18 protein-coding genes and 1 tRNA gene are annotated in these 21,613 nt (G+C 68.3%); 12 read left to right on the top strand and 7 right to left on the bottom strand.

The window, feature by feature from the left end:
- Window positions 1–19: 19 nt before the first annotated feature.
- The gene (locus ASG37_RS02680; RefSeq protein WP_055755811.1) at window positions 20–1,681 is read right to left on the bottom strand and encodes an electron transfer flavoprotein-ubiquinone oxidoreductase; all 1,662 of its coding nucleotides are present in this window, start codon (window positions 1,679–1,681) and stop codon (window positions 20–22) included.
- A 122-nt stretch (window positions 1,682–1,803) separates the two neighbouring features.
- Between ASG37_RS02680 and ASG37_RS02675 the strand changes: the two genes are divergently transcribed.
- Genes ASG37_RS02675 through moaB form a run of 3 tightly spaced genes read left to right on the top strand, consistent with a single transcriptional unit; the run spans window position 1,804 to window position 4,815 of the window.
- A complete protein-coding gene (locus ASG37_RS02675) occupies window positions 1,804–2,526 on the top strand; it encodes a uracil-DNA glycosylase family protein (protein WP_055755809.1) in 723 nt (240 codons plus the stop codon).
- Window positions 2,527–2,555: 29 nt separating this feature from the next.
- Window positions 2,556–4,298: a lytic transglycosylase domain-containing protein gene (locus ASG37_RS02670; protein ID WP_055757221.1), complete on the top strand. Its 1,743-nt coding sequence runs from the start codon at window positions 2,556–2,558 to the stop codon at window positions 4,296–4,298.
- On the top strand, window positions 4,288–4,815 hold the full coding sequence (gene moaB / locus ASG37_RS02665) for a molybdenum cofactor biosynthesis protein B (RefSeq protein WP_055755807.1): 528 nt from the start codon (window positions 4,288–4,290) through the stop codon (window positions 4,813–4,815). Before ASG37_RS02670 ends, moaB begins: the two co-directional genes overlap by 11 nt.
- A gap of 143 nt (window positions 4,816–4,958) precedes the next feature.
- Here moaB and ASG37_RS02660 read toward each other — a convergent pair whose 3' ends face one another.
- Window positions 4,959–5,441, bottom strand: coding sequence for a YbjN domain-containing protein (locus ASG37_RS02660; protein ID WP_055755805.1), 483 nt, complete (start codon window positions 5,439–5,441; stop codon window positions 4,959–4,961).
- A 51-nt stretch (window positions 5,442–5,492) separates the two neighbouring features.
- Window positions 5,493–5,825, bottom strand: a complete 333-nt coding sequence (locus ASG37_RS02655) for a VOC family protein (protein WP_055755803.1) — start codon at window positions 5,823–5,825, stop codon at window positions 5,493–5,495.
- Between the two features lie 158 nt (window positions 5,826–5,983).
- On the opposite strand from ASG37_RS02655, the gene ASG37_RS02650 reads away from it, so the two are divergent.
- Window positions 5,984–7,402, top strand: coding sequence for a M48 family metalloprotease (locus tag ASG37_RS02650; RefSeq protein WP_055755801.1), 1,419 nt, complete (start codon window positions 5,984–5,986; stop codon window positions 7,400–7,402).
- A gap of 114 nt (window positions 7,403–7,516) precedes the next feature.
- On the opposite strand, the gene recG is transcribed toward ASG37_RS02650, so the two are convergent.
- On the bottom strand, window positions 7,517–9,577 hold the full coding sequence (recG, locus tag ASG37_RS02645) for an ATP-dependent DNA helicase RecG (protein ID WP_055755799.1): 2,061 nt from the start codon (window positions 9,575–9,577) through the stop codon (window positions 7,517–7,519).
- A 75-nt stretch (window positions 9,578–9,652) separates the two neighbouring features.
- Here recG and ASG37_RS02640 point away from each other — a divergent pair, with 75 nt between their 5' ends.
- From ASG37_RS02640 to ASG37_RS02630, 3 genes are all read left to right on the top strand, one after another.
- Window positions 9,653–9,919 (top strand): succinate dehydrogenase assembly factor 2, encoded by a 267-nt coding sequence (locus ASG37_RS02640; RefSeq protein WP_055755797.1) that lies wholly within the window; start codon window positions 9,653–9,655, stop codon window positions 9,917–9,919.
- 114 nt (window positions 9,920–10,033) lie between these two features.
- Window positions 10,034–13,492, top strand: a complete 3,459-nt coding sequence (mfd, locus tag ASG37_RS02635) for a transcription-repair coupling factor (RefSeq protein ID WP_055755795.1) — start codon at window positions 10,034–10,036, stop codon at window positions 13,490–13,492.
- Entirely contained in the window at window positions 13,489–14,127 is a 639-nt protein-coding gene (locus ASG37_RS02630; RefSeq protein ID WP_055755793.1) for a hypothetical protein, read from the top strand. The genes mfd and ASG37_RS02630 overlap by 4 nt, the downstream gene beginning before the upstream one ends.
- An 18-nt stretch (window positions 14,128–14,145) precedes the next feature.
- Here the strand turns inward: ASG37_RS02630 and ASG37_RS02625 are convergent, their stop codons facing one another.
- The 3 genes from ASG37_RS02625 to ASG37_RS02615 all read right to left on the bottom strand — a co-directional run bounded on the left by ASG37_RS02625 (window position 14,146) and on the right by ASG37_RS02615 (window position 18,245).
- Window positions 14,146–14,874 carry an ATP-binding cassette domain-containing protein gene (locus tag ASG37_RS02625; protein ID WP_055755791.1) on the bottom strand — a complete coding sequence of 243 codons (729 nt, stop codon included), beginning with the start codon at window positions 14,872–14,874 and terminating at the stop codon, window positions 14,146–14,148.
- Entirely contained in the window at window positions 14,871–15,896 is a 1,026-nt protein-coding gene (locus tag ASG37_RS02620; protein ID WP_082447944.1) for a hypothetical protein, read from the bottom strand. The genes ASG37_RS02625 and ASG37_RS02620 overlap by 4 nt, the downstream gene beginning before the upstream one ends.
- Window positions 15,897–16,262: 366 nt before the next feature.
- Window positions 16,263–18,245, bottom strand: a complete 1,983-nt coding sequence (locus ASG37_RS02615) for a bifunctional diguanylate cyclase/phosphodiesterase (RefSeq protein ID WP_055755789.1) — start codon at window positions 18,243–18,245, stop codon at window positions 16,263–16,265.
- A 79-nt stretch (window positions 18,246–18,324) separates the two neighbouring features.
- Here ASG37_RS02615 and moaA point away from each other — a divergent pair, with 79 nt between their 5' ends.
- The 5 genes from moaA to ASG37_RS02590 all read left to right on the top strand — a co-directional run bounded on the left by moaA (window position 18,325) and on the right by ASG37_RS02590 (window position 21,551).
- A complete protein-coding gene (gene moaA, locus ASG37_RS02610) occupies window positions 18,325–19,326 on the top strand; it encodes a GTP 3',8-cyclase MoaA (RefSeq protein WP_055755787.1) in 1,002 nt (333 codons plus the stop codon).
- Complete coding sequence (locus ASG37_RS02605; RefSeq protein ID WP_055755785.1) at window positions 19,323–20,090, top strand: NAD kinase; 768 nt, start codon at window positions 19,323–19,325, stop codon at window positions 20,088–20,090. Before moaA ends, ASG37_RS02605 begins: the two co-directional genes overlap by 4 nt.
- A gap of 68 nt (window positions 20,091–20,158) precedes the next feature.
- Window positions 20,159–20,233, top strand: a tRNA-Asn gene (locus tag ASG37_RS02600).
- Between the two features lie 109 nt (window positions 20,234–20,342).
- A complete protein-coding gene (locus ASG37_RS17820; protein ID WP_156349026.1) occupies window positions 20,343–20,771 on the top strand; it encodes a hypothetical protein in 429 nt (142 codons plus the stop codon).
- A gap of 159 nt (window positions 20,772–20,930) precedes the next feature.
- The gene (locus tag ASG37_RS02590; RefSeq protein WP_414887791.1) at window positions 20,931–21,551 is read left to right on the top strand and encodes a CC0125/CC1285 family lipoprotein; all 621 of its coding nucleotides are present in this window, start codon (window positions 20,931–20,933) and stop codon (window positions 21,549–21,551) included.
- The last annotated feature ends 62 nt before the right edge of the window (window positions 21,552–21,613 follow it).

Genomic DNA, 21,613 nt, shown 5'->3' with positions numbered 1-21,613 from the left:
GGCGGCAGTCAGCGCCAGGCTACATGTTCGGATAATTCGGTCCTCCGCCGCCTTCCGGCACGACCCAGTTGATGTTCTGCGTCGGGTCCTTGATGTCGCACGTCTTGCAATGGACGCAGTTCTGCGCGTTGATGACGAACTTCGGCTGATCGGTGTCCGCCCCCACGATCTCGTAAACCCCCGCCGGGCAATAACGTTGCGCCGGTTCGTCATACAATGGCAGGTCGTATTCGACCGGGATCGACGGGTCCTTCAGCGTCAGGTGGACCGGTTGGTCCTCCTCGTGATTGGTGTTCGACAGGAACACCGACGACAGCCGGTCGAAGCTCAGCACGCCGTCGGCCTTGGGATAGACCGGAGCACTCACCTGATCCTTGCGCCACAGGCTTTCGTGATCGGGATGATGGCCGAGCGTGAACGGCATCCGCAGGCCCCAATGTTCCGCCCACATCGTCGCATTGGCGACTCCCGATCCGACGAAATCGCCGAACTTCTTCACCAGCGGCACGACGTTGCGCACCTTGCGCAGTTCCTCATACACCCAGCTCGCCTCATAGGCGGCGGTGTACGCGGTCAGCTCGTCGCCCGAGCGGCCGTCGCGGATCGCGGCGAACGCGGCCTCGGCGGCCATCATGCCGCTCTTCATCGCGGTATGGATGCCCTTGATCCGCGGCACGTTCAGAAACCCCGCCGAACACCCGATCAGCACCCCGCCGGGATAGGTGAGCTTGGGCACCGACTGCCACCCGCCGTCGTTGATCGCCCGTGCGCCATAGGACACGCGCTTGCCGCCCTTCAGGATCGCGGCGATGGCGGGGTGGGTCTTCCACCGCTGCATCTCGTGGAATGGCGAGAGGTGCGGATTGGCATAGTTGAGCCATGTCACCAGCCCGAGTGCCACCTGCCCGTTCGCCTGATGATACAGGAACCCGCCGCCATTGGTGCCGCGCGTTTCGCTGAGCGGCCAGCCCTGCGTATGGATCACCCGGCCGGCCATATGGTTCTCCGCCGGAATGTCCCACAATTCCTTGATGCCCAGACCGTACACCTGCGGCTGGCTGTCCTTCGCCAGATCAAAGCTGCGGATGATCTGCTTCGACAGGTGCCCACGCACCCCCTCGGCCAGAAACAGATATTTGGCGTGGAGTTCGAGCCCCGGCTGCCAGTCGGGCTTGCGCGTCCCGTCGCGCGCCACGCCCATGTCGCCGGTCGCGACGCCCTTCACCGATCCGTCGTCGTGATAGAGGATCTCGGCGGCGGCGAAGCCGGGGAAGATCTCGACGCCCAGCCCCTCGGCCTGTTCGGCCAGCCAGCGCGTCAGATTGCCGAGCGATCCGGTATAGGTGCCCTTGTTCTGCATGAACGGCGGCAGGATGCGGTGCGACACCTCGCTGCTGTCCTGCTCGGTCAGCAGCCAGTGATGGTTCTCGGTAACGGGCACCTCAGCCATCGGGCAACCCTGTGTCCGCCAGTCGGGCAGCAGCTCGTCCAGCGCGCGCGGATCGAACACCGCGCCCGACAGGATGTGCGCGCCGACCTCCGATCCCTTTTCCAGCACGCAGACCGCGATTTCCTCGCCGGTTTCCGCCGCCACCTGTTTCAGCCGGATCGCGGCGGCAAGGCCGGCCGGCCCCGCGCCGACGATCACGACGTCATAGGGCATCGATTCCCGTTCGCTCATCTCTCTCATGTCCTCTCGGGCGGCCCCGCGCCGACCCCTGTCGTCGCGCCGCTGCAACGGCTTGTCCTTGTACCCGATTTGGGCAGATTGACGGGGAGGTCAAGGACCGCCTTAACGGCGCGATGGGGGCAGACCAGCATATCGATTGGCATGAAGCGGCGGCGAGCACCCTCGAATGGTGGCGCGACGCGGGCGTCGACGTGCTGGTCGAGGACGATGTGCGCGACTGGTTCGCCGCCCCCCGGCCGGCCGCGACCCCCGCCGCCGTCGCGGCGACCGCGCTCGCCGCGCCCGACCTGCCGCCCGACACGCTCGACGCTTTCCTTGCGTGGCGCGGCGGCGACAACGCGCCCGAAGCGGCGTGGAACGCGGCCGTAGTGCCGCTCGCCATCGCGCCGGGGGTGCCGTTGCTGATCGTCACCGATCTGCCCGAGGAAAGCGATACACCCGAATCGGGTTGGATGACCGGCCCGGTCGGCGCGTTGCTCGACCGGATGCTGACCGCGATCGGCCAGTCGCGCGAGAGCGTCGCCATCGCCGGCGTAGCGCTCGCCCGGCCGCTGTCGGGGCGGATTCCTCTCAACGCGCTCGATACGCTCGACGACCTCACCCGCCGCCTCGTCACCCTCGCCCAGCCGCAGCAATTGCTGTTGTTCGGGCGCGAGGCGTGCCATGCCGTGCTCGGCCCCGACGGGCGGCGCGGTGGTTTACGCGATCTTAACCATGGCGGAATATCCTGCCCGACTGTCGCCACCCTTCATCCGCGGTTCCTGCTCGACCGACCGCAATATAAGGGTGAGGTGTGGCGCGACCTGCAGTTGCTTATCAGGGAAACCGACACGTGAAGCTTGCTCCCTTCGTGTTCGCGGCGCTGATGCTGCCCGCCCTGTCGACCCCCGCGCGGGCCGACGACGACGCGCCCCGACGCGGATCGGCCGTCGCCGCCGCCGAACCGCGCATCCCGCCGCAACTAAACCCCGAAGATCGCGAGGCGTATCGTGCGGTCTTCGCCGCGATCCGCTCCGGCGCATGGGCCGACGCACAATTGCGGTTGAACGCGATGAAGCCCGGGCCGCTTCACGCCGTCGCCCGCGCCGAACTGTTCATGGCCAAGGGGTCGCCGAAGGTCGAACTGCCGCAACTGATGGCGCTGCTTACCGAAGCGCCCGATCTGCCGCAGGCCCCCGACCTCGCCCGCCTCGCCAAGCTGCGCGGTGCCGATGCCCTGCCCGACCTGCCCGCGCAGCAACGCCTGATCTGGTTCGATGCCGCCCCGGTGCGCGTCCGCGCCCGCGCGGTGCGCAGCGACACCGCCGCCGCGCAGTTGCTGGAGGCGATGAAACCCTATGTGAAGGCCGACGACGGCGCCGCTGCCGAAGCGCTGATCGCCACCCGCGCCGCCGACCTCACCCCCGAAGCCCTCACCGAAATGCAGGGCCGCGTCGCGTGGATCTATTTCGTCGGCGGCGACGATGCCAACGCCCGCCGCCTGTCGGCCATCGCCCAGCGCGGGCAAGGCGACTGGGCGGCACAAGCCGACTGGACGCAGGGGTTGGCGGCATGGCGGCAGCAGGATTGCGCCGCCGCGCAGAACGCCTTCGCCAGCGTCGCGCAGCGCGCCGCCGACACCGAACTGCGCTCGGCCGGGCTGTATTGGGCGACGCGCGCCGACATCGCCTGCGGCCGGCCCGATCTGGTGCAGGCCCGGTTGCAGACCGCCGCGCAATATGGCGAAACCTATTACGGGCTGCTCTCGCGTCAGGCGCTGGGGCTGATCGAGGGGCGCGGTGAGAAGGCCGCCCCCGTTACCGCCGACTGGCGCGCGCTCGAACGCCGCCCCAACGTCAAGGTCGCGGCGGCGCTGGTCGAGGTCGGCGAGGATACGCTCGCCGACCGGGTGCTGCGCCATCAGGCGCGGATCGGCGGGGCGGACGATTATGCCGCGCTCACCCGTCTGTCGGGCAACCTCAACCTCCCCGCGACCCAGCTCTGGCTGTCGCACAACGGCCCGCAGGGCGCCCGCCCGCTCGCCGAGGCGCGCTATCCGTCGCCCGACTGGACGCCCGAGGGTGGCTGGCGCGTCGACAAGGCGCTGGTGTTTGCCCACACGTTGCAGGAATCACGCTTCGATTCGGACGTGGTCAGCCCGGCGGGGGCCAAGGGACTGATGCAGGTCCGCCCCGGCGCGCTCGCCGACTATGCCCGCGCGCACGGCCTGACGCTTGACAAGGCGTCGCTCGCCAAGCCGCAGATCAACATGGCGGTCGGCCAAGGCTATCTGGAGCAGTTGCGCGACCGGCCGTTCACCGGCGGGCTGCTGCCCAAGGTCATCGCCGCCTATAATGCCGGGCCGACCCCGGTCGAGGCGTGGAACCTGCAATCGCGCGACGGTGGCGATCCGCTGCTCTACATCGAATCGATCCCCTATTGGGAAACGCGTGGCTATGTGATGACGGTGCTGCGCAACTACTGGATGTACGAGAAGCAGGCGGGCAAGCCCTCGGCCAGCCGCTCGGCGCTGGCGCAGGGGATGTGGCCGAAATTCCCGGGACTCCCCGGTGCCGCCGCCGTCCGCGTCATCGCCAACCGCGCGACCCGGGTGGCCGATGCCAATTGACGAAAGCCGGGCGTTCGTTCCCGTCCGCATCGCCGTCCTGACCGTCTCCGACACGCGCGGACTGGCGGAGGATCGCTCGGGCGACACGCTGGTCGCGCGGATCGAGGGCGCGGGCCATGTCCTCGCCGACCGGGCGATCGTCCGCGACGATGTCGAGACGATCGTCGCGCGGCTTCATGCGTGGATCGACGATCCGGCGGTCGACTGTATCATCACCACCGGCGGCACCGGCGTTACCGGCCGCGACGTGACCCCCGAAGCGGTCGAGGCGGTCGCGACCAAGCTGATCCCCGGCTTCGGCGAACTCTTCCGCTGGCAGAGTTCCGCCAAGATCGGCACCTCGACCATCCAGTCGCGCGCCACCGCCTGCGTCGCGCGCGGCACCTATATCTTTGCGCTCCCCGGCTCCACCGGCGCGGTCAAGGACGGCTGGGACGGCATCCTCGCCGAACAGCTCGACATCCGCCATCGCCCCTGCAACTTCGTCGAGCTGATGCCGCGCCTGCTGGAGCGGTAGAATCGTATCCACCTGATCAAAAGCGTCGCCCCAGCGAAGGCTGGGGCCTCAAGCGGCTCCTGCTGTGTGCTACGACGGGGAAATCCCAGCCTTCGCTGGGATGACGCCTGTCGCGAGGTGGAAGGATCAAATTTTAAGGTCGCCTATTTCCCCGCGACCTTGCCCTTCGCCGCCTCCCGCTTTTCCTTCAGATACGCGGCGAACATCGCGTCCATGTCGCTGTACCACTGGACGACCTCGGCGAACTGCGCCTGGCTCATGCCGCCGACCACCGTCGCGTCGAGGAACTGGCGCATGTCGCCGTCCGAATCGACCGCGACCTTCAGGAAGCGCCGCTTGGCGTTCCATTCGTTGGCGACCGCCGGGGTGAAGATCGGCTCCTTCTCGTACCATGACGAAAACTGCATCGACTTGCAGTCCTTCAATCCGTCGCATTCATAGAAGTCGACGGTGAACGAGTCGCCGTTGGTCGCGCTTTCGATGAAGGGTTCGCCCGCCTTGTTGAGCTTCAACTGCGCCTTGTAGCCCGCCGCCTGCAACGCGCTCACCACATTGCCCGGCTGGCGCAGGTCGGCTGCCCCCGCAGCCTGCATACCCAGCACCAGCGCCATCATCGTCCCGATCATGCCAATCCCCCCGTCCGATCGCCGCACCCTATCGCAGCGGTCGGCCCGCTGTCACGCCTCTGCCACCATCGCCGCCAGCACATGGCCGTCGGGATCGCGAAAGTGGAACCGCCGCCCGCCGGGAAAGGCGAAGATGGGCTGCACCACCACGCCGCCCGCCGCCTCGACCGCCGCCAGCGTCGCCTCCAGATCGTCGACCTCAATCACCGGCAGCAGCATGGTCAGCGCGGTATCGGCGTCTAGCCCGACATCGGTATCGCCGCTGGTCGTCGCGGCATAGTCCGGCCCGAAATCGGTGAACGACCAGCCCAGCGCCGCCGCGTAGAAGTCCTTGGCCGCCCCCGTCGCCGTGACCGGCAGTTCCAGATAGTTCAACCGCGCCATATCACTTGCCCCGTTCTTGCTTCGTTCCATACAAACCGATACGCTTGCGCAATGCAAGCGCAAAGGCCCAGCCGGCTCCGGCGTGCCGTTCATCCGCCATACGGAACCGTTGCCCTATCGCAACGTATTCGAGGGAAACGAACCAACGGGGACGACGAATGACGGCAAGGATCTGGACGGCGGCGATGCTGGTGGCGGCAAGCGTCAGCGCACCCGCCATGGCGCAGACGCGATCAATCTCGCAGAGCGACCGGGCACAGGGCGCGCAGGCCAATCCGCAGCTCATCGCCCAATATGGCGGTGCCTATGGCGGCCCGCAGTCGGCCTATGTCGAACGCATCGGCAAGCGGGTCGCGCTGCAATCGGGCCTGTCGAACGCCAGCGGCGACTTCACCGTCACCCTGCTCAACTCGCCGGTCGAAAACGCCTTCGCCATCCCCGGCGGCTATGTCTATGTCACCCGCCAGTTGCTGGCGCTGATGAACAGCGAGGCGGAACTGGCCGCCGTGCTGGGGCACGAAGTCGGCCATGTCGCCGCGCGCCACAGCAATTCGCGCAGCACCCGCTCGACGATCGGCAATCTCTTCGCCGCCGGCCTTGGCGCGGTGACGGGCAGCGACATCCTCGGCCGCGTCGCCGGTATCGGCTCGCAGCTCTATACGCTGTCGTACAGCCGCAATCAGGAATATCAGGCCGACCAGTTCGGCGTGCGCTATGCCACCGCCGCCGGCTATGCGCCAATCGGCATGGCCGAGGCGCTGTCACAACTGAACGAGGCACAGGCGCTTGGCCAGCAGACCTCGGGTCGCGACGCCACTGCCGTGCCGACGTGGATGAGCACCCACCCCAATGGCGCCGAGCGCGTCCGCCGCGCCGAGGCGTTGGCGACGCAGGCGGGCGGCACCACCGCGCAGCCGGCGCAGGACGTCACCTATCTGCGGATGCTCGACGGCCTGCGCTACGACGATGATCCCGCGCAGGGCGTGATCGACGGCAGCATTTTCCGCCACCCGGCCCTGCGCATCCGTTTCACCGCGCCGTCGGGCTACACCATCGCCAACGGCACCGATGCGGTGACGATCGCCGGACAAGGCGGACAGGCCGAGTTTCGCATGGCCGCCGCCGGCGATCCGGCCAGCGTCGCCCGCCAGCGGCTGACCGCGCTCGGCGCGCAGAACGTGTCCGAACCAAGGGTCACGCGGATCAACGGCACCGAGGTCGCGATCGCCTCGGCCCGCGCAACCGCCAGCAACCGACAGGTCGACGTGACGGTCGCCGCCTATCGCTACCCTTCGGCGACCTATCTCTTCCAGATCGTGACGCCGGCGGGCCAGGGCATCGGCCCGTTCGAGTCGCTGCTGCAAAGCCTCGCCCCGCTGACGCAGGCCGAGGCGAGCGCGATCACCGGCAAGCGCATCCGCATCGCCACCGTCCGCGCGAACGACACGATCGACAGCCTCGCCCGGCAGATGGCCTATGGCGACTATCAGCGCGAACGCTTCCTGACACTGAACGGGTTGGGTGACGACGCCCGGCTGGTGCCGGGGCAGTTGGTGAAGCTGGTGGTGAAGGGCTGACGTTCTCCCCTCCCTGACAGGGAGGGGACGGGGGTGGGTAGGTTCGAGGCGGATGCTACCGTTCCCTCGCAGACCGACCCACCCCCAACCCCTCCCTGACAGGGAGGGGAGTCATCATCCCGATCGCAACCGTTTCACACCACCATCGCGCTCGAACAGGTACAGCGCCACCCGCGCCGCCTGCCCCCTCGGTCCCGTCAGCCCGCCGTCGCGATCAATCAGCAGCCGCGCATCGTCGTTCGCGACCGGCAGCAATGCGCCGAGCATGTCGGGTTCGGCCAGCCGGAACATCGCCTCGCCTGACTGCCGCGTGCCGAGCAGTTCGCCGCCGCCGCGCAGCCGCAGATCCTCCTCGGCGATGCGGAAGCCGTCGTTGCTCTCGCGCATCAGCGCCAACCGCGCCCGCGACGTTTCCGACAGCGCATTCCCGCGCAGCAGCACGCACACCGACTTGCCGCCGCCGCGCCCCACCCGCCCGCGCAACTGGTGCAACTGCGCCAGACCGAAGCGGTCCGCCGCCTCGATCACGATCAGCGTGGCGTTGGGCACGTCGACGCCCACCTCGATCACCGTCGTCGCCACCAGCACGCCGGTCCGCGCGGCGGCGAACTCGGCCATCACCGCGTCCTTTTCCAGCGGCTTCATCCGGCCGTGGACCAGTGCCACCTTGTCGCCGAACCGCGCGCGCAGCGCCTCCGCCCGCGCCTCGGCGGCGGCGAGGTCGGACTTCTCGCTCTCCTCGACCAGCGGGCAGACCCAATAGGCCTGTTTCCCCGCCGACAGATGCCGCGCGAGGCCGTCGATCACCGCGTCGAGCTTCTCCTCGGGCATCACCGCCGTCTCGATCGGTTCGCGTCCCGGCGGCATCTCGTCGAGCCGGCTGACGTCCATCTCGCCATATTGCGCCAGCGTCAGCGTGCGCGGGATCGGCGTCGCGGTCATCACCAGCAGATGCGGCGGCACCGCCGCCTTGTCCTGCAACATCATCCGCTGGGCGACACCGAAGCGGTGCTGCTCGTCGACCACCACCAGCCCCAGATCGCGGTAGCCGACCGCTTCCTGAAAGATCGCATGCGTGCCGATCAATATGTCGATCTCGCCCGCCGCCAGCCCCATCAGCACGCCCTCGCGCACCCGCCCCTTGTCGCGGCCGGTCAGCACCGCCACGCTCACGCCGGTCCCGGCCAGTTGGCGTTGCAGCGTCGCATAATGCTGCCGCGCGAGGATTTCGGTCGGCGCCAGCAACGCCCCCTGCGCGCCGCCTTCGACGGCGATCAGCAGCGCCATCAGCGCGACCAGCGTCTTGCCCGACCCCACGTCCCCCTGCAGCAGCCGCAGCATCGGCTGCACCTGCGCCATGTCGCCCTCGATCTCACCGATCGTCCGCGCCTGCGCCCCCGTCGGCTTGTACGGCAGGTCGAGCCGCCCACGCAGCCGCCCGTCGCCGGTCAGCGCGCGTCCTTTGCGCGAACGTGCCTCGCCGCGTACCAGCATCAGCGCCAACTGGTTGGCGAAGACCTCGTCATAGGCCAGCCGTTCCTTGGCCTTCGCGTCGGACGGATCGGCATGGACCCGCGCCAGCGCCTCGCGCCATGCCGGCCAGTCGCGCTTGGCGAGCAGACTCGGCTCGATCCATTCGGGCAAGTCCGGCGCGCGCTCGATCGCCTGCGCCGCCAACTGCCCCAGCCGGCGCGAGGTCAGCCCTTCGGACAGCGGATAGATCGCCTCGCGCTCGGGCAGGCTCGCCGCCTCGTCAGGCGGCAGGACATGGTCGGGGTGGACCATCTGCAATTCCTGGCCATAGGTTTCGAGCTTGCCCGACACCAGCCGCGTTTCGCCAAGCGGCAGCAGCTTCTTGGCCCAGCCCGACGATCCGCCGAAATAGGTCAGGTTCACGCTGTTGCCATGCGCGTCCTCGGCACGCACCCGCGTCGGCCCGCGCCCGGCGCTTACCCGGTAGTCGACGGCGGTCAGCGGAATCGCGATCACCCGCCCCGCATCCTGCGCCATCAGCTCGTCGCGTTTCAGCCGGTCGACCCAGCCGTTGGGGCAATGGAACGCGACGTCGACGACACGGTGGAGCTTCAACCGGTCGAGCGGTTTGGCAAGCGCCGGCCCCACGCCCTTGAGCGAGGTGACTTCGGCGAACAGCGGGTTGAGGAGTTCGGGACGCATGACTATCTGCCCTCCCTATCGCGAGTTTGCCGATCGGGCGAGCCTCGCTGTCCCTTTGCCCCCAAGGAAGCGTCGATGGATCGCGACATTCGCCTCAAACGCCTGAAATTCCGAAGCTGGCATCGCGGCACGCGCGAGGCGGACCTGATGATCGGCGGCTATTTCGACCAGCATTCGGCGACATGGAGCGACGCCGACATGGACTGGTTCGAAACGTTTCTGGAGGAACAGGACGTCGACATCATGGCATGGGCGATGGGCGTCCAGCCCGCGCCGGCGCAGTTCGACCACCCCGTCCTCCACGCGATGCGCGCGATGGATTTCGTGCCGGTCAGCAAGTAACTCCCTCTCCCCTTCAGGGGAGAGGGCCGGGGAGAGGGGACTGCCACACATCTGTCCCGCACACCCCCTCTCCCAACCCTCTCCCCCAAGGGGGAGAGGGCTTATAGGACGCCGATGCCCGACCTCTCCAAGATCCTGTCCGCCCCCCGCAGCCTTACCCTTGCGGGCGTGGCGGCAGGCTTCCTCCCCGTCCTCCTCGCCGATCTTGCGCGCGGCGCAAAGGGCGACCTCGTCCATATCGCCCCCGACGAATCGGCGATGCGCGCGATCGCCGCGACCGCGCCGTTCTTCGCGCCCGACCTGACGATCCTCCAGTTCCCGGCATGGGACTGCCTCCCCTATGACCGCGCCAGCCCGACGCTGCGTTCGATGGCCGAACGCCTCGCCGCGCTCCACGCGCTGCAAGCCAAGCCAAAAGGCCCGCGCCTGATCCTGACCACGGTCAACGCCGCGACCCAGCGCACGCTGACCCCGTTCCGCATCCGCCAACTGGTCGCGCGCCTGGCACCCGGCGAGCGCATCTCGCTCCCCCGCCTCTCCGCGCTGCTGCAAGCCAATGGCTACAACCGCGTCGACACCGTTCACGATGCGGGCGAGTTCGCGGTGCGCGGCGGCCTCGTCGATCTCTGGCCCTCGGGATCGGAGATGGGGCTGCGCCTCGACTTCTTCGGCGACGAGATCGAGACGGTTCGCACCTTCGCCCCCGAGGATCAGCGCACCACCGGCCGCGTCGATGGCTTCACCCTGCTCCCCGCGTCCGAAGCCTTGCTCGACGAGGAGTCGATCAAGCGGTTCCGCACCCGCTACCGCGAGAAATTCGGCGCGACCGCGACCGGCGATCCGATCTATCAGGCGATCAGCGACGGCCGCCGCCTGTCGGGCATGGAGCATTGGCTGCCGTTCTTCGAGGACCGACTCGAAACCTTCTTCGACCACCTCTCGCCCGATGCGGTGATCGTGCGCGACGCCGGCGTCCCCGCCGCCGCCGAGGCACGCTTCGAATCGATCGCCGACTATCACACCAACCGCGTCCGCGCGCAGACCAGTGATCCGGGCAGCTACCGCCCGCTGCTGCCCAACGCACTCTACCTGTCGGCCGACGAATGGACCGACCGCCTGTCGGACGCCGCCGCGCACCAGCTCACGGCGTTCCACGAACCGGAAAGCGCCACCGTCGTCGATTTCGACGTCGCCTCCCCGCGCGACTTCACCCCCGAACGCACGCAACAGGCGAATATCTACGAAGCCGTCGTCGATCACATCGCCGCGCTTCGCAAACAGGGTCGCAAGCCGATCCTCGCCAGCTATTCAGAGGGTGCGCGCGAACGGCTGATGGGCCTGCTCGCCGATCATGACCTGACCGGCGTGTCGACCGTCGACACATGGCAACAGGCGCTGGGCGGGGCGAAGTCGACCGTCTCGTTCGTTGTCCTGCCGCTCGATCACGGTTTCACCAGCGCCGACGTGGCGGTCCTGACCGAACAGGACATGCTCGGCGACCGCCTCGTCCGCCGGGCCAAGCGGCGCAAGAATACCGACGCCTTCCTGCAGGAACTCGCGACGCTCTCTCCGGGCGATCTCGTCGTCCATGCCGACCACGGCATCGGCCGCTATGTCGGGCTGACGCAGGTGCCGGTGGCCAAGGCCCCGCACGACTGCGTCGCACTCGAATATGCCGGTGGCGACAAGCTCTACGTGCCGGTCGAGAATCTCGAAGTCCTCAGCCGCTACGGCGCGGGCGAGGAAGGCGCATCGCTCGACCGGCTGGGCGGCGAGGCATGGCAGCGGCGCAAGGCGCGGATGAAGGAGCGCATCCGCGAGATCGCGGGCGACCTCATCGCCACCGCCGCCAAGCGCGCGATGCGTCCCGCCGACATCGCCGAACCCGACAGCGGCGGCTATCCCGCCTTCGTCGATCGCTTTCCCTATCAGGAAACCGAGGATCAGGAACGCGCCATCGCCGACGTGATCGAGGATCTGGGCGCGGGCCGCCCGATGGACCGGCTCGTCGTCGGCGACGTCGGCTTCGGCAAGACCGAGGTGGCCCTGCGCGCCGCCTTCGTCGCGGCGATGGCCGGCATGCAGGTCGCGATCGTCTGCCCGACCACGCTGCTCGCCCGCCAGCATTACAATAATTTCAAGTCGCGCTTCGAAGGCTTCCCGATGGAGATCGGCCGCCTCAGCCGCCTCGTCACCGCGACCGAGGCGAAGAAGGTGCGTGAGGGCCTTGCCGCCGGCACGATCGACGTGGTCGTCGGCACCCATGCCGTGCTGTCGAAACAGGTCGATTTCAAGCGCCTCGGCCTCGTCATCGTCGATGAGGAACAGCGCTTCGGCGTGACCCACAAGGAACGGCTGAAGGCGATGAAGGCCGACGTCCATGTCCTGACGCTGACCGCAACGCCCATTCCGCGCACATTGCAGATGGCGATGTCCGGCCTGCGCGAACTCTCGGTGATCCAGACCCCGCCGGTCGATCGCCTCGCGGTGCGCACCTACATCATGCCATGGGACCCGGTGGTGCTGCGCGAGGCATTGCTGCGCGAACATTATCGCGGCGGCCAGGCCTATTTCGTCACCCCGCGCATCGCCGACCTGCCCGAGATCGAGAAGTTCCTGTCGGAGGAAATTCCCGAGATCCGCTATGTCGTCGCCCACGGCCAGATGGCCCCGACCGAGGTCGAGGAGCGCATGTCGGCGTTCTACGACAAGCGCTACGACCTGCTCGTCTCGACCACCATCGTCGAGAGCGGCCTCGACATCCCCTCGGCCAACACGCTCATCATCAACCGTGCCGACAAGTTCGGCTTGGCGCAGCTCTATCAGTTGCGCGGCCGCGTCGGCCGGTCGAAGACCCGCGCCTATGCCTATATGACCACGCCGCCCGAACGGCTGGTGAGCGAAGCGGCGGAAAAGCGCCTGAAGGTCCTCTCCGACCTCGAATCGCTGGGCGCGGGGTTCCAGCTCGCCTCCCACGACCTCGACATTCGCGGGGCCGGCAACATGCTCGGCGATGAACAGTCGGGGCATATCAAGGAGGTCGGCTTCGAACTCTACCAGTCGATGCTGGAAGAGGCGATCCTCGACGCCAAGGCCGGGGGCTTACGCGACGACGCGCCCAAGGACTATTCGCCGACGATCACCATCGACGCGCCGATCCTGATCCCCGAGGAGTATGTCCCCGATCTCGACCTGCGCATGGGCCTCTATCGCCGCCTGACCGATGTCGAGGATCGCGCCGGGATCGATGCCTTCGCCGCCGAACTGATCGACCGGTTCGGCAAGCTGCCGCTGGCGACCGCCAATCTGCTGCAATTGATCGAGGCGAAACTGAACGCCAAGAAAGCCTGCATCGCCAAGATCGACGTCGGCGCGAAAGGCGCGATCGTCAGCTTCCACGAGGATAAATTCCCCAACGTCGACGGGCTGCTCGCCTATGTCGACAAGCTCAACGGCACCGCCAAGCTGCGTCCCGACATGAAGCTGGTCGTCAGCCGCAGCTTCGCCGATCCGCAGGCGCGCCTCAACGCCGCGCTCCAGATTTCGCGCGGGCTGGCGAAGGCGGCGTCATGAGGAAGCTGCTCGGCATCATCGTGCCGCTGGCGATCCTCGTCGGCCTGACGCTGGCGGCCTATCTCCTCGTCAACGATCCGCGCGAGGCGCGCGACGCCAAGGCGTCGACCGCCTACAGGACCGCGCCGATCGACACCCCGACCCGCGATCCGCTGCGTAAAGGCCAGGCGCGCCTCGCCCACACGCTCGCCCCCGCGCCGCTCGACGGGCTGCGCTTCGTTGCCCAGCCGAGCTTGTCCGACCACGCCTATGCGTTCCAGATCGCGGTTCATGCGCTCGGCGCCCCGGCCAAGGCGGTGCTGGTCGTGACCCCCAGGGACGGCGGCCGTCCGCGCGAACGCTACCGCTTCAACGTACCCCGGCAGGAAGAACGTGCCTTCTTCCTGCTGGTCGACAGCCTCCTGCCCAAGCTCACCCGCGACGACGGCATCGACGTCGACGGCACCCCCGCCGCGCTCGAACGCATTAGCGGTGGGCAGAGCCGGACGTGGACCACCAATCTCGACAATCCCGAATGGCAACCGATCAACGAAGCCATCCGCACCCTGATCCGCCGCCACGCCCCGCCGGAAGCGCTCCCGGCCGGGTCCGACTGGCATGATGCGGCGGTGCGCTCGCCCCGACGATCGACGTAACGCGATTATCCCGGCCCGCTATCCGCCCGACGCGGATCGCAGCCGGTCGATCGTCTGCCGCTCGAACGCCTGCGGGTCCCGCGCCGCTGCCCGCAGCCTGCCCTCGTCCAGTGCGAGCGCGACCTTGCCATCCGCGAGCATCAGCCCCGCATCACAGGCAGTGGCCAGCGTGTGGAGATCATGCAGCGCGGTGATGAGCGTCAGCCCCGCCCCCACCCGCCCGCGCAACGCCGCGCGCAGATCGAAAACGGCCACGGGATCGAGCCAGTTGAACGGCTCGTCGAGGATCACATGGGCGTGACCACCCGCGAACGCCGCGGCGATCGCGATCCGCTGCCGCATCCCCGCCGAACAATCACCGACCCAGTGGTCGATCAACGCAGCCAGCCCCAGCGCGTCGTACAAGCCCCCCAGCCGACGCCGTACATCCTCACGACCGCCGCCGACCAGATCGAGAATATCGCGTGTCCGCAGCGCGTCGGGCAGCTTGTCGGCCGGCGGAGCGAACCCGAAGCGCGTCGCCCGTGCGACCCGGTTCTCCACCAGTTCCTCCCCATCGACCCGGCACGATCCGCCCGCGAAGGCCAGCCTGCCCGCCAACGCTCGGAGCAGGCTGGTCTTGCCCGATCCATTGGCACCGATGACACCGAACCATGATCCACGCGCGATCGTCAGCTCGATGCCCTGCACGACGCGCTGCCCGCCGCGCTCCACCGCGACACCGACGAGGTCGATGGCGGCAATCATGCCAGCAGCCACATCCGGGCGCGTCCCCGGCGATGCAACTGCCACAGCATCGCGACCACGATCACCGGCAGCGCTACCGGCAGCGAATAGGCTACGGTCATCAGCAGCCCTGCGAGCAATGAGACAAGGACATCGGCAAACCGCCTGGCGTGCAACCGGTACGCCAGAACGCGCAGCGTCACCAGCAGCAGGACCGCGACGCCGATGGCAGCGCCGATCCCGGCGGCGACCGGCCCGACCATCGCCCAGCACCCCGGCAGCGCGACCGCAAACAAGCCGGCCAACCCTCGCGCGTGACGCGCGACGATGCGCCACACGTCGTACCCGGCGAAAGTCATGAAGCGGACGACGGCATCGTCGACCCCGGCCAGCAACAGCGAGAAAAGCAGCACTTCGGCGCCGACGATCACCATCCGCGCCTCGATCCCCAGCGTGCGTGCCGCCAGCAGCGACAGCAGCAGGATCGCAGCGGCGACGCCCCCGGCGGCCGGACGGTGCGACCATGCTCGAACCGTCCATCCCGGTCGCGACATGCCGGCGACCCGTTCCGGCATCGTCATGCTGCCCGCCGCCCCGGCAACCAGCACGCCAGCGATATAGCCGACGCCGCCGAGGGGCGACAACGAGGCCCGCACGACCAGCATCACCGCGACGAACACCCCCAGTCCAATACCATGCCACGCGACACGATAGCGCCGGCGTTGCCCGGCATCGAGCGCATCGGCCGCCAGCAACCCGTCGCTGGCGTGGAACACGAGGCGCGCCGCGACCAGCCGTTCCGCCCCGACGCCGGACAGGGCACCGACCGCGAGCGCCACCCATGCCGCGACGATCGGGGGACGCTCGGCGAACCACGCCTGCGCGATCGCGAGTGCCGCCAGCAGCAGGAAGGCGGCGATCGCACGATCGTGCCAATTGGCGAACGTCGCGCGGATCACGTTCCACGCGATCCGCCGATCCTGCAGGAACAGCCGGCCCGTTCCGTTCCGCGCCTTTTCCCTGCCGGCTGACCATCGTCCCATGCCGCCATTCTTAGAGTCCCCGGCCGGCAAGCCAAGACCGGTCGTGCCCGACCCGGTCGGAGCGGCGGTCCTGCAACCCGCGCATCGTTCGGGGCGGATCGACATGCAGCGATGCCGTTGCCGAACCCGTCACCCCGGAACAGGTCAGAGGCGACGACGGATCGGGAGTGAGAAAGCCTCCCGGATCGTTGGATGTCGATCCCGACTTGGTATCGCGTCGTTCTTTGAAAACCGCATCCATATCCGGCGCGTCAGCGCTGCCGCTCCCGAAGGACGCGACGGTTGCACCAAGGTCACACGATGGTTGCGCGAAACGCCCGGGAAACGCACCGGTGCAACCTTCGATACTGCAGCAATATCAGCACCCTAACCAACCAACGCCACCAACGCGCTTACTTCCAGCGGTTCCGCGCACAAAAATCCCTGATACAATTGGCACCCCTCCGCCGCGAGCGCGTCGCGCTGCGCCTCGGTTTCGACTCCTTCGGCGACCACTGTCAGCCCCAGCGAGCGCGCCATGTCGATCACGCCGCGCACCACCACCCGGTCGCGCGGCGACCCGACGATGTCCTGCGCCAGCTTCTTGTCGATCTTGAGATAGTCGAGCGGCAGCGCCTTCAGATAGGCGAGGCTCGAATAGCCCGTGCCGAAATCGTCGATCGCCACCCGGCACCCCGCCGCGCGCAGCGCCGCGAGCAGCCCCGCCGCCTCGCCCAGTTCGGCGATCAGCCCGCTCTCGGTTACTTCCACGGTCAGCCGTTCGCGCGGAAACCCGCTGGCATCGGCGCGCGCCAGCAGCGTGTCGGCGAAATCCGCCTGCGCCACATCCTCGGCGGTTACGTTGATCGACAGCCGCAGGTGGCCGAGCGCCCCGGGCCAGCCGGCGGCGATCCGCATCGCCTCGCGCTGGACATGCGCCGACAGCCGCCCGGCAAGGCCCGCGCGCGCCGCCGCGTCGAACAGCAGCTCGGGACCCAGCTCGCCCTCGCGCCCGTGCCGCCAGCGCGCCAGCGCCTCGACCCCGATGATCCGACCGCTGGTCAGCTTCACCTGCGGTTGAAACAGAATCGCGATCTCGCGCGTCTCGATCGCCCGCGCAATATCCGCCGCCAGCCGCTGCGCATCCAGCACCGCGACCGGCCGGTCGCCGTCGCCCGCCCTGGCGCCGGGCAACAGCGCCTGCACCCGGCGCACGAGCGCCGCGCCGTCCTCGCCCGGCTGCACCGTGTCGCATGCCTGGCGCAGCGTCAGCGCGACCATGTCGTCTCCCGCCACGAACGGCCGCGCCACCGCGCGCGCCAGTGCCGCCTCCAAATCCTGATCGGCGCCATGCGGCAGCAGCACCGCGAACTCGGTGCCGCCCAGCCGGGCGACGGCGGCGCGGACCAGCCCGGCATCGCGCACCGCCCGCTCGATCCGTCGCTCCACCGCGCGCAGCAGCGTGTCGCCGACGCTGCGCCCCTGCCGCCGGTTGACCGGATCGATCCCGCCGATCGCGATCACGCGGATGCCGGGCACCTCGCCCGCCTCGATCCGCCGGTCGATCCAGCGCAACGTCCCCGCCAGATCGCGCACCGACCCGAGCGCCTCGCGCACCACCGCGCCAATATCGCCGACCCGCGCCAGCGGCTCGACCAGCGCGTGCAGCCGCTGGCTGTGCGGATCGCGCGCGACATGCTGCACCACCCGCCCCAGCCCCGGCAGGTCGTGGGCGAAGGCGGTGGCGGGCGATGCCGTGCCCAGCCGCCGGATCGCCGCCAGCGCGGTCCGCCGCCCGTCCTGCCCCAATTGCCGCAACAGCCCGCGCGGCGTCGCCGTCTCGCCGAAGCCGGTCGCCTCGGCCAGCGCCGGGGTCAACTGCACGCTGCCCCGCACGCTATCGAGCCGCCAGCCGAGCGGCGCGCCGCCGCCGGCCAGCGGATCATGCCACCCGCCGCCCATCCGGTGGACGTGCCGCTCGGCAAAGCGCACGCCCTGCACCAGCATTTCCTCGGTCACGGGACTGATGAGGAAATGGGTCGCCCCCGCCTCGTACAGCGCGCCCAGCCGGTCGACATCACCCTTGGCGACCAGCACCAGCACCGCATCGCCATGCCCCGCCACCTGCGCCAGTTCGGCGGTGGCGGCGATGCCGTCGTCGATCGCGCCGCGCGCATCGACGATCGCGATCGCCGTCCCGCTCGCCGCCACCCGCTGGCGGATGCCGTCCGCGCGACGTGCGGCCACGATCCGCCAACCGGCGCGCGACAGGATCGCGGTCAGCTCGTCGCGCTGCCGGAACGACAATATGAACAGCGCGCGCTCGTGCGCCGCATCATGACCCATGCCCGCGGTTTTCCCCCCACCCATCACGCGACCCTAGGGCCGCGCATCGGGGGCGGCAATGGACACCTTGTATGGCCGGTGAACGCACCCTAGCTTCGCGGTAATGACCTGCGCCCCTTCCCTGATCGATGCGCATGGTCGAACCATCCGCTACCTGCGGATTTCCGTCACCGACCGCTGCGACCTGCGGTGCCGCTACTGCATGTCCGAAGCGATGACCTTCCTGCCGCGCAACCGCTTGTTGAGCCTCGAGGAAATCGCGGTCATCGCCGAACGCTTCGTCGCGCGCGGCATCGACAAGATCCGCCTGTCGGGTGGTGAGCCGCTGGTCCGCCGCGACGTGACCGACCTGTGCCGCCGGCTCGGGCGGATGCTGGACGGCGGCGGCCTGTCGGAACTGACGATGACGACCAACGCCACCCGGCTGCGCGATCACGCGCCCGCGCTGGCCGATGCGGGCATCCGGCGAATCAATGTCAGCCTCGACAGCCTCGATCCCGCTACCTTCCGCTACGTCACCCGCCACGGCGACATTGCCCAGGTGCTGGACGGCATCGCCGCCGCACGCGACGCTGCAATCGCGGTCAAGATCAACATGGTGGTGCTGAAAGGGCTGAACGAGGATCAGGTCGGCGACATGCTGGCCTGGTGCGGCCGCGAGGGCCACGACCTCTCGCTGATCGAGACGATGCCGCTCGGCGCGATCGACGAGGACCGCACAGACCGGTTCGTGCCGCTCACCCGCGTGTTCGAGACGCTCGGGCAACGCTTCACCCTGACCCGCGACCAGCATCGCACCGGTGGCCCGGCACGCTACTGGCGGGTCGGCGGACAGGGCAACCGCCTCGGCCTCATCTCGCCGCTGACCGAGAATTTCTGTGCCGGCTGCAACCGCGTGCGCCTGACGACCGAGGGCAAGCTCTACCTCTGTCTTGGCCATGACGATCATGTCGACCTCAAGGATGCGCTGCGCACCGGCGGCATCGACGCGCTCGACGCCGCGCTCGACGCCGCGTTGCCCAGGAAACCCGCCGCGCACGACTTCCGTATCGAGGCCGGCGCTGCCCCCGCCGTCACCCGCCACATGAGCGTGACCGGCGGATGACCCGCCTCGCCTTGCTCGCCTCGCCCACCCCGCAAGCCCGCGCCGCCGAGGATATGCTGCGCGAACGCTACGAGTGGTGTGGGATCGAGGATGCCGACCTGATCGTCGCGCTGGGTGGTGACGGGTTTTTGTTGCAGGTGTTGCACACCCTGCTCGAACGACGGCGGACGGTGCCGGTGTTCGGCATGAATCTGGGCACCATCGGCTTTCTGATGAACGAATGGCGGCTCGACGATCTCGAGCGGCGGCTGAGCCGCGCCAAGCCGTTCCGCGTCTCGCCGCTCACCATGACCGCGACGACGATGGACGGCGAGGTCCGCGTGCTGCCGGCGATCAACGAAGTCTCGCTGCTGCGCGAAACCCGCCAGACCGCGAAGCTCGAAGTCGCGGTCAACGACCGCGTCGTGATGCCCGAACTGGTGTGCGACGGCATCCTCGCCGCCACGCCGGCCGGCTCGACCGCCTACAATCTGTCCGCCAACGGCCCGATCCTGCCGATGGGGTCGGCGATGCTGGCGCTGACCCCGATCAGCCCGTTCCGCCCGCGTCGCTGGCGCGGCGCGATCCTGCCCGACAAGGCGCGCATCTCGCTGCGTGTCCTCGAACCGGACAAGCGCCCCGTCTCGGCGGTCGCCGACCAGCGCGAGGTGCGCGACGTGGCGCAGGTCGACATCGTGATCGACCGGGTGCGCGACCTGACGCTGCTGTTCGACCCCGAACACGCGCTCGACGACCGCATCACCATGGAGCAGTTCGCCGGCTGATGCGTAAAAAGCAAAATTAGGCGTTGCAAAGCCTGATTCGGCTGCTAAAGACCCGGCCTCGCAGTTGTTCCCTGATAGCTCAGCGGTAGAGCTCTCGACTGTTAATCGAGCGGCCGTAGGTTCGAATCCTACTCAGGGAGCCAGCGACACCCCGGAAGACGCGATCTGTTCTTCCTTCCGGGCACAGCCGCACGACGGCGTTGTTACTCAATCCATGATATTGTCTGCGATTGCTTCGCCCGAACCTTCGGGATGCAGTCAAACGCCGGTATCGCGGACCTGCGCTCGCGCGAGTGCGACGAACAGTTCGTTGCAGGCCGCGTTGCCGACCCGGATACGGTCGCTGACATTCGGATGAACCGCGAAAAATTGCGGGCGAGGATCGTCCCGATCGTCAGCCGGTCTACCGGCCCTGCCGCCACGACCGGTGCCGACGCGGCGCGATGGCGGGCGAAAAGCTGCACGTCGAAATCATCATCCTCGATCGCGATCAGCCCCGAACTCGGGCCGATCTGCCGCTGGATTTCCTCGCGCAGCCGGCGCGCGGCTTCCCGGTCGCAGGGTTCGACCGTTACCGGTGTCTCTGCCATCGTTATGCGTCCCGCTCCCGTCGCCTGCCTCGCGACTCCCATAGACCGCGTCGGTTATCACGACGTTAACCATGAACAGCACCGTAGTTGAAGCAATTCGAACGCTGCAACGGATGCCGTTCAGCCACCGCTAATCTCATATCCTGCACGGTCCGCCGGTCCGGCCTACGGACCCGAACCGGCGACCATTCGTTTAAACGATCAGGATACTCGCCATCGGTCGGGAACCATGGCGGCATTGGAGAAACTGATGTTGCTGCACCCTACCCCCCGTGCCCGCCTCCGGGCGATCGGCATGACCTTTGCCGGAGCGCTGGCCCTTGCCGCCTGCGCCACGCCGACACCCTATCAGCCAGCGACCGGCACCGGCTTCTATCGCAACGGCTACAGCGATCAGCAGGTCGAGGCGAACCGCTTTCAGATCAGCTTTTCGGGCAACAGCCTGACGTCGCGCGAGACGGTCGAGCGTTATCTGCTCTATCGCGCGGCGCAACTGACGCTGGAGCGCGGCTTCGACAACTTCATCCTGGCCGACCGCGATACCAACCTGCGCAGCCGTACCTATTCGACGCCGGGCTTTGGCGGTGGCGGGTTCGGCCCCGGATGGGGCGCGGGCTTCGGCTGGGGTGGCTGGGGTCCGGCATGGCGCTATCGCAGCCGCGCGTTTGGCTGGCGGAGCTGGGACCCGTTCTGGGGCGATCCGTTCTTCGACCGCTCGGTCGATATTCGTACGGTCGACAAATATGAAGCGGTGGCCGAGATCGTGCTGGGCCGTGGTCCGAAACCCGCCGACAACATCCGCGCGTTCGACGCCCGCGATGTGTTGCGCAGCCTCGGTCCGACGGTGACGGCGCCGGTCGAACGGCGCTGATCTCCTTTCCCGATCGATAAATAAAAGGCCGCTGTCCATCGGGACAGCGGCCTTTTTTACGT

The sequence above is a fragment of the Sphingomonas sp. Leaf407 genome, assembly GCF_001425385.1.
GTDB lineage: Bacteria > Pseudomonadota > Alphaproteobacteria > Sphingomonadales > Sphingomonadaceae > Sphingomonas.
This window is presented reverse-complemented; position numbering and strand designations above follow the sequence as displayed.

Bases quoted from the DNA above. Each gene is read 5' to 3' on its own strand.
- ASG37_RS02680 (WP_055755811.1), bottom strand. From the start codon at position 1,681: ATGAGCGAACGGGAATCGATGCCCTATGACGTCGTGATCGTCGGCGCG.
- ASG37_RS02675 (WP_055755809.1), top strand. From the start codon at position 1,804: ATGGGGGCAGACCAGCATATCGATTGGCATGAAGCGGCGGCGAGCACC.
- ASG37_RS02670 (WP_055757221.1), top strand. From the start codon at position 2,556: ATGCTGCCCGCCCTGTCGACCCCCGCGCGGGCCGACGACGACGCGCCC.
- moaB (WP_055755807.1), top strand. From the start codon at position 4,288: ATGCCAATTGACGAAAGCCGGGCGTTCGTTCCCGTCCGCATCGCCGTC.
- ASG37_RS02660 (WP_055755805.1), bottom strand. From the start codon at position 5,441: ATGATCGGGACGATGATGGCGCTGGTGCTGGGTATGCAGGCTGCGGGG.
- ASG37_RS02655 (WP_055755803.1), bottom strand. From the start codon at position 5,825: ATGGCGCGGTTGAACTATCTGGAACTGCCGGTCACGGCGACGGGGGCG.
- ASG37_RS02650 (WP_055755801.1), top strand. From the start codon at position 5,984: ATGACGGCAAGGATCTGGACGGCGGCGATGCTGGTGGCGGCAAGCGTC.
- recG (WP_055755799.1), bottom strand. From the start codon at position 9,577: ATGCGTCCCGAACTCCTCAACCCGCTGTTCGCCGAAGTCACCTCGCTC.
- ASG37_RS02640 (WP_055755797.1), top strand. From the start codon at position 9,653: ATGGATCGCGACATTCGCCTCAAACGCCTGAAATTCCGAAGCTGGCAT.
- mfd (WP_055755795.1), top strand. From the start codon at position 10,034: ATGCCCGACCTCTCCAAGATCCTGTCCGCCCCCCGCAGCCTTACCCTT.
- ASG37_RS02630 (WP_055755793.1), top strand. From the start codon at position 13,489: ATGAGGAAGCTGCTCGGCATCATCGTGCCGCTGGCGATCCTCGTCGGC.
- ASG37_RS02625 (WP_055755791.1), bottom strand. From the start codon at position 14,874: ATGATTGCCGCCATCGACCTCGTCGGTGTCGCGGTGGAGCGCGGCGGG.
- ASG37_RS02620 (WP_082447944.1), bottom strand. From the start codon at position 15,896: ATGGGACGATGGTCAGCCGGCAGGGAAAAGGCGCGGAACGGAACGGGC.
- ASG37_RS02615 (WP_055755789.1), bottom strand. From the start codon at position 18,245: ATGGGTGGGGGGAAAACCGCGGGCATGGGTCATGATGCGGCGCACGAG.
- moaA (WP_055755787.1), top strand. From the start codon at position 18,325: ATGACCTGCGCCCCTTCCCTGATCGATGCGCATGGTCGAACCATCCGC.
- ASG37_RS02605 (WP_055755785.1), top strand. From the start codon at position 19,323: ATGACCCGCCTCGCCTTGCTCGCCTCGCCCACCCCGCAAGCCCGCGCC.
- ASG37_RS17820 (WP_156349026.1), top strand. From the start codon at position 20,343: ATGCAGTCAAACGCCGGTATCGCGGACCTGCGCTCGCGCGAGTGCGAC.
- ASG37_RS02590 (WP_414887791.1), top strand. From the start codon at position 20,931: ATGTTGCTGCACCCTACCCCCCGTGCCCGCCTCCGGGCGATCGGCATG.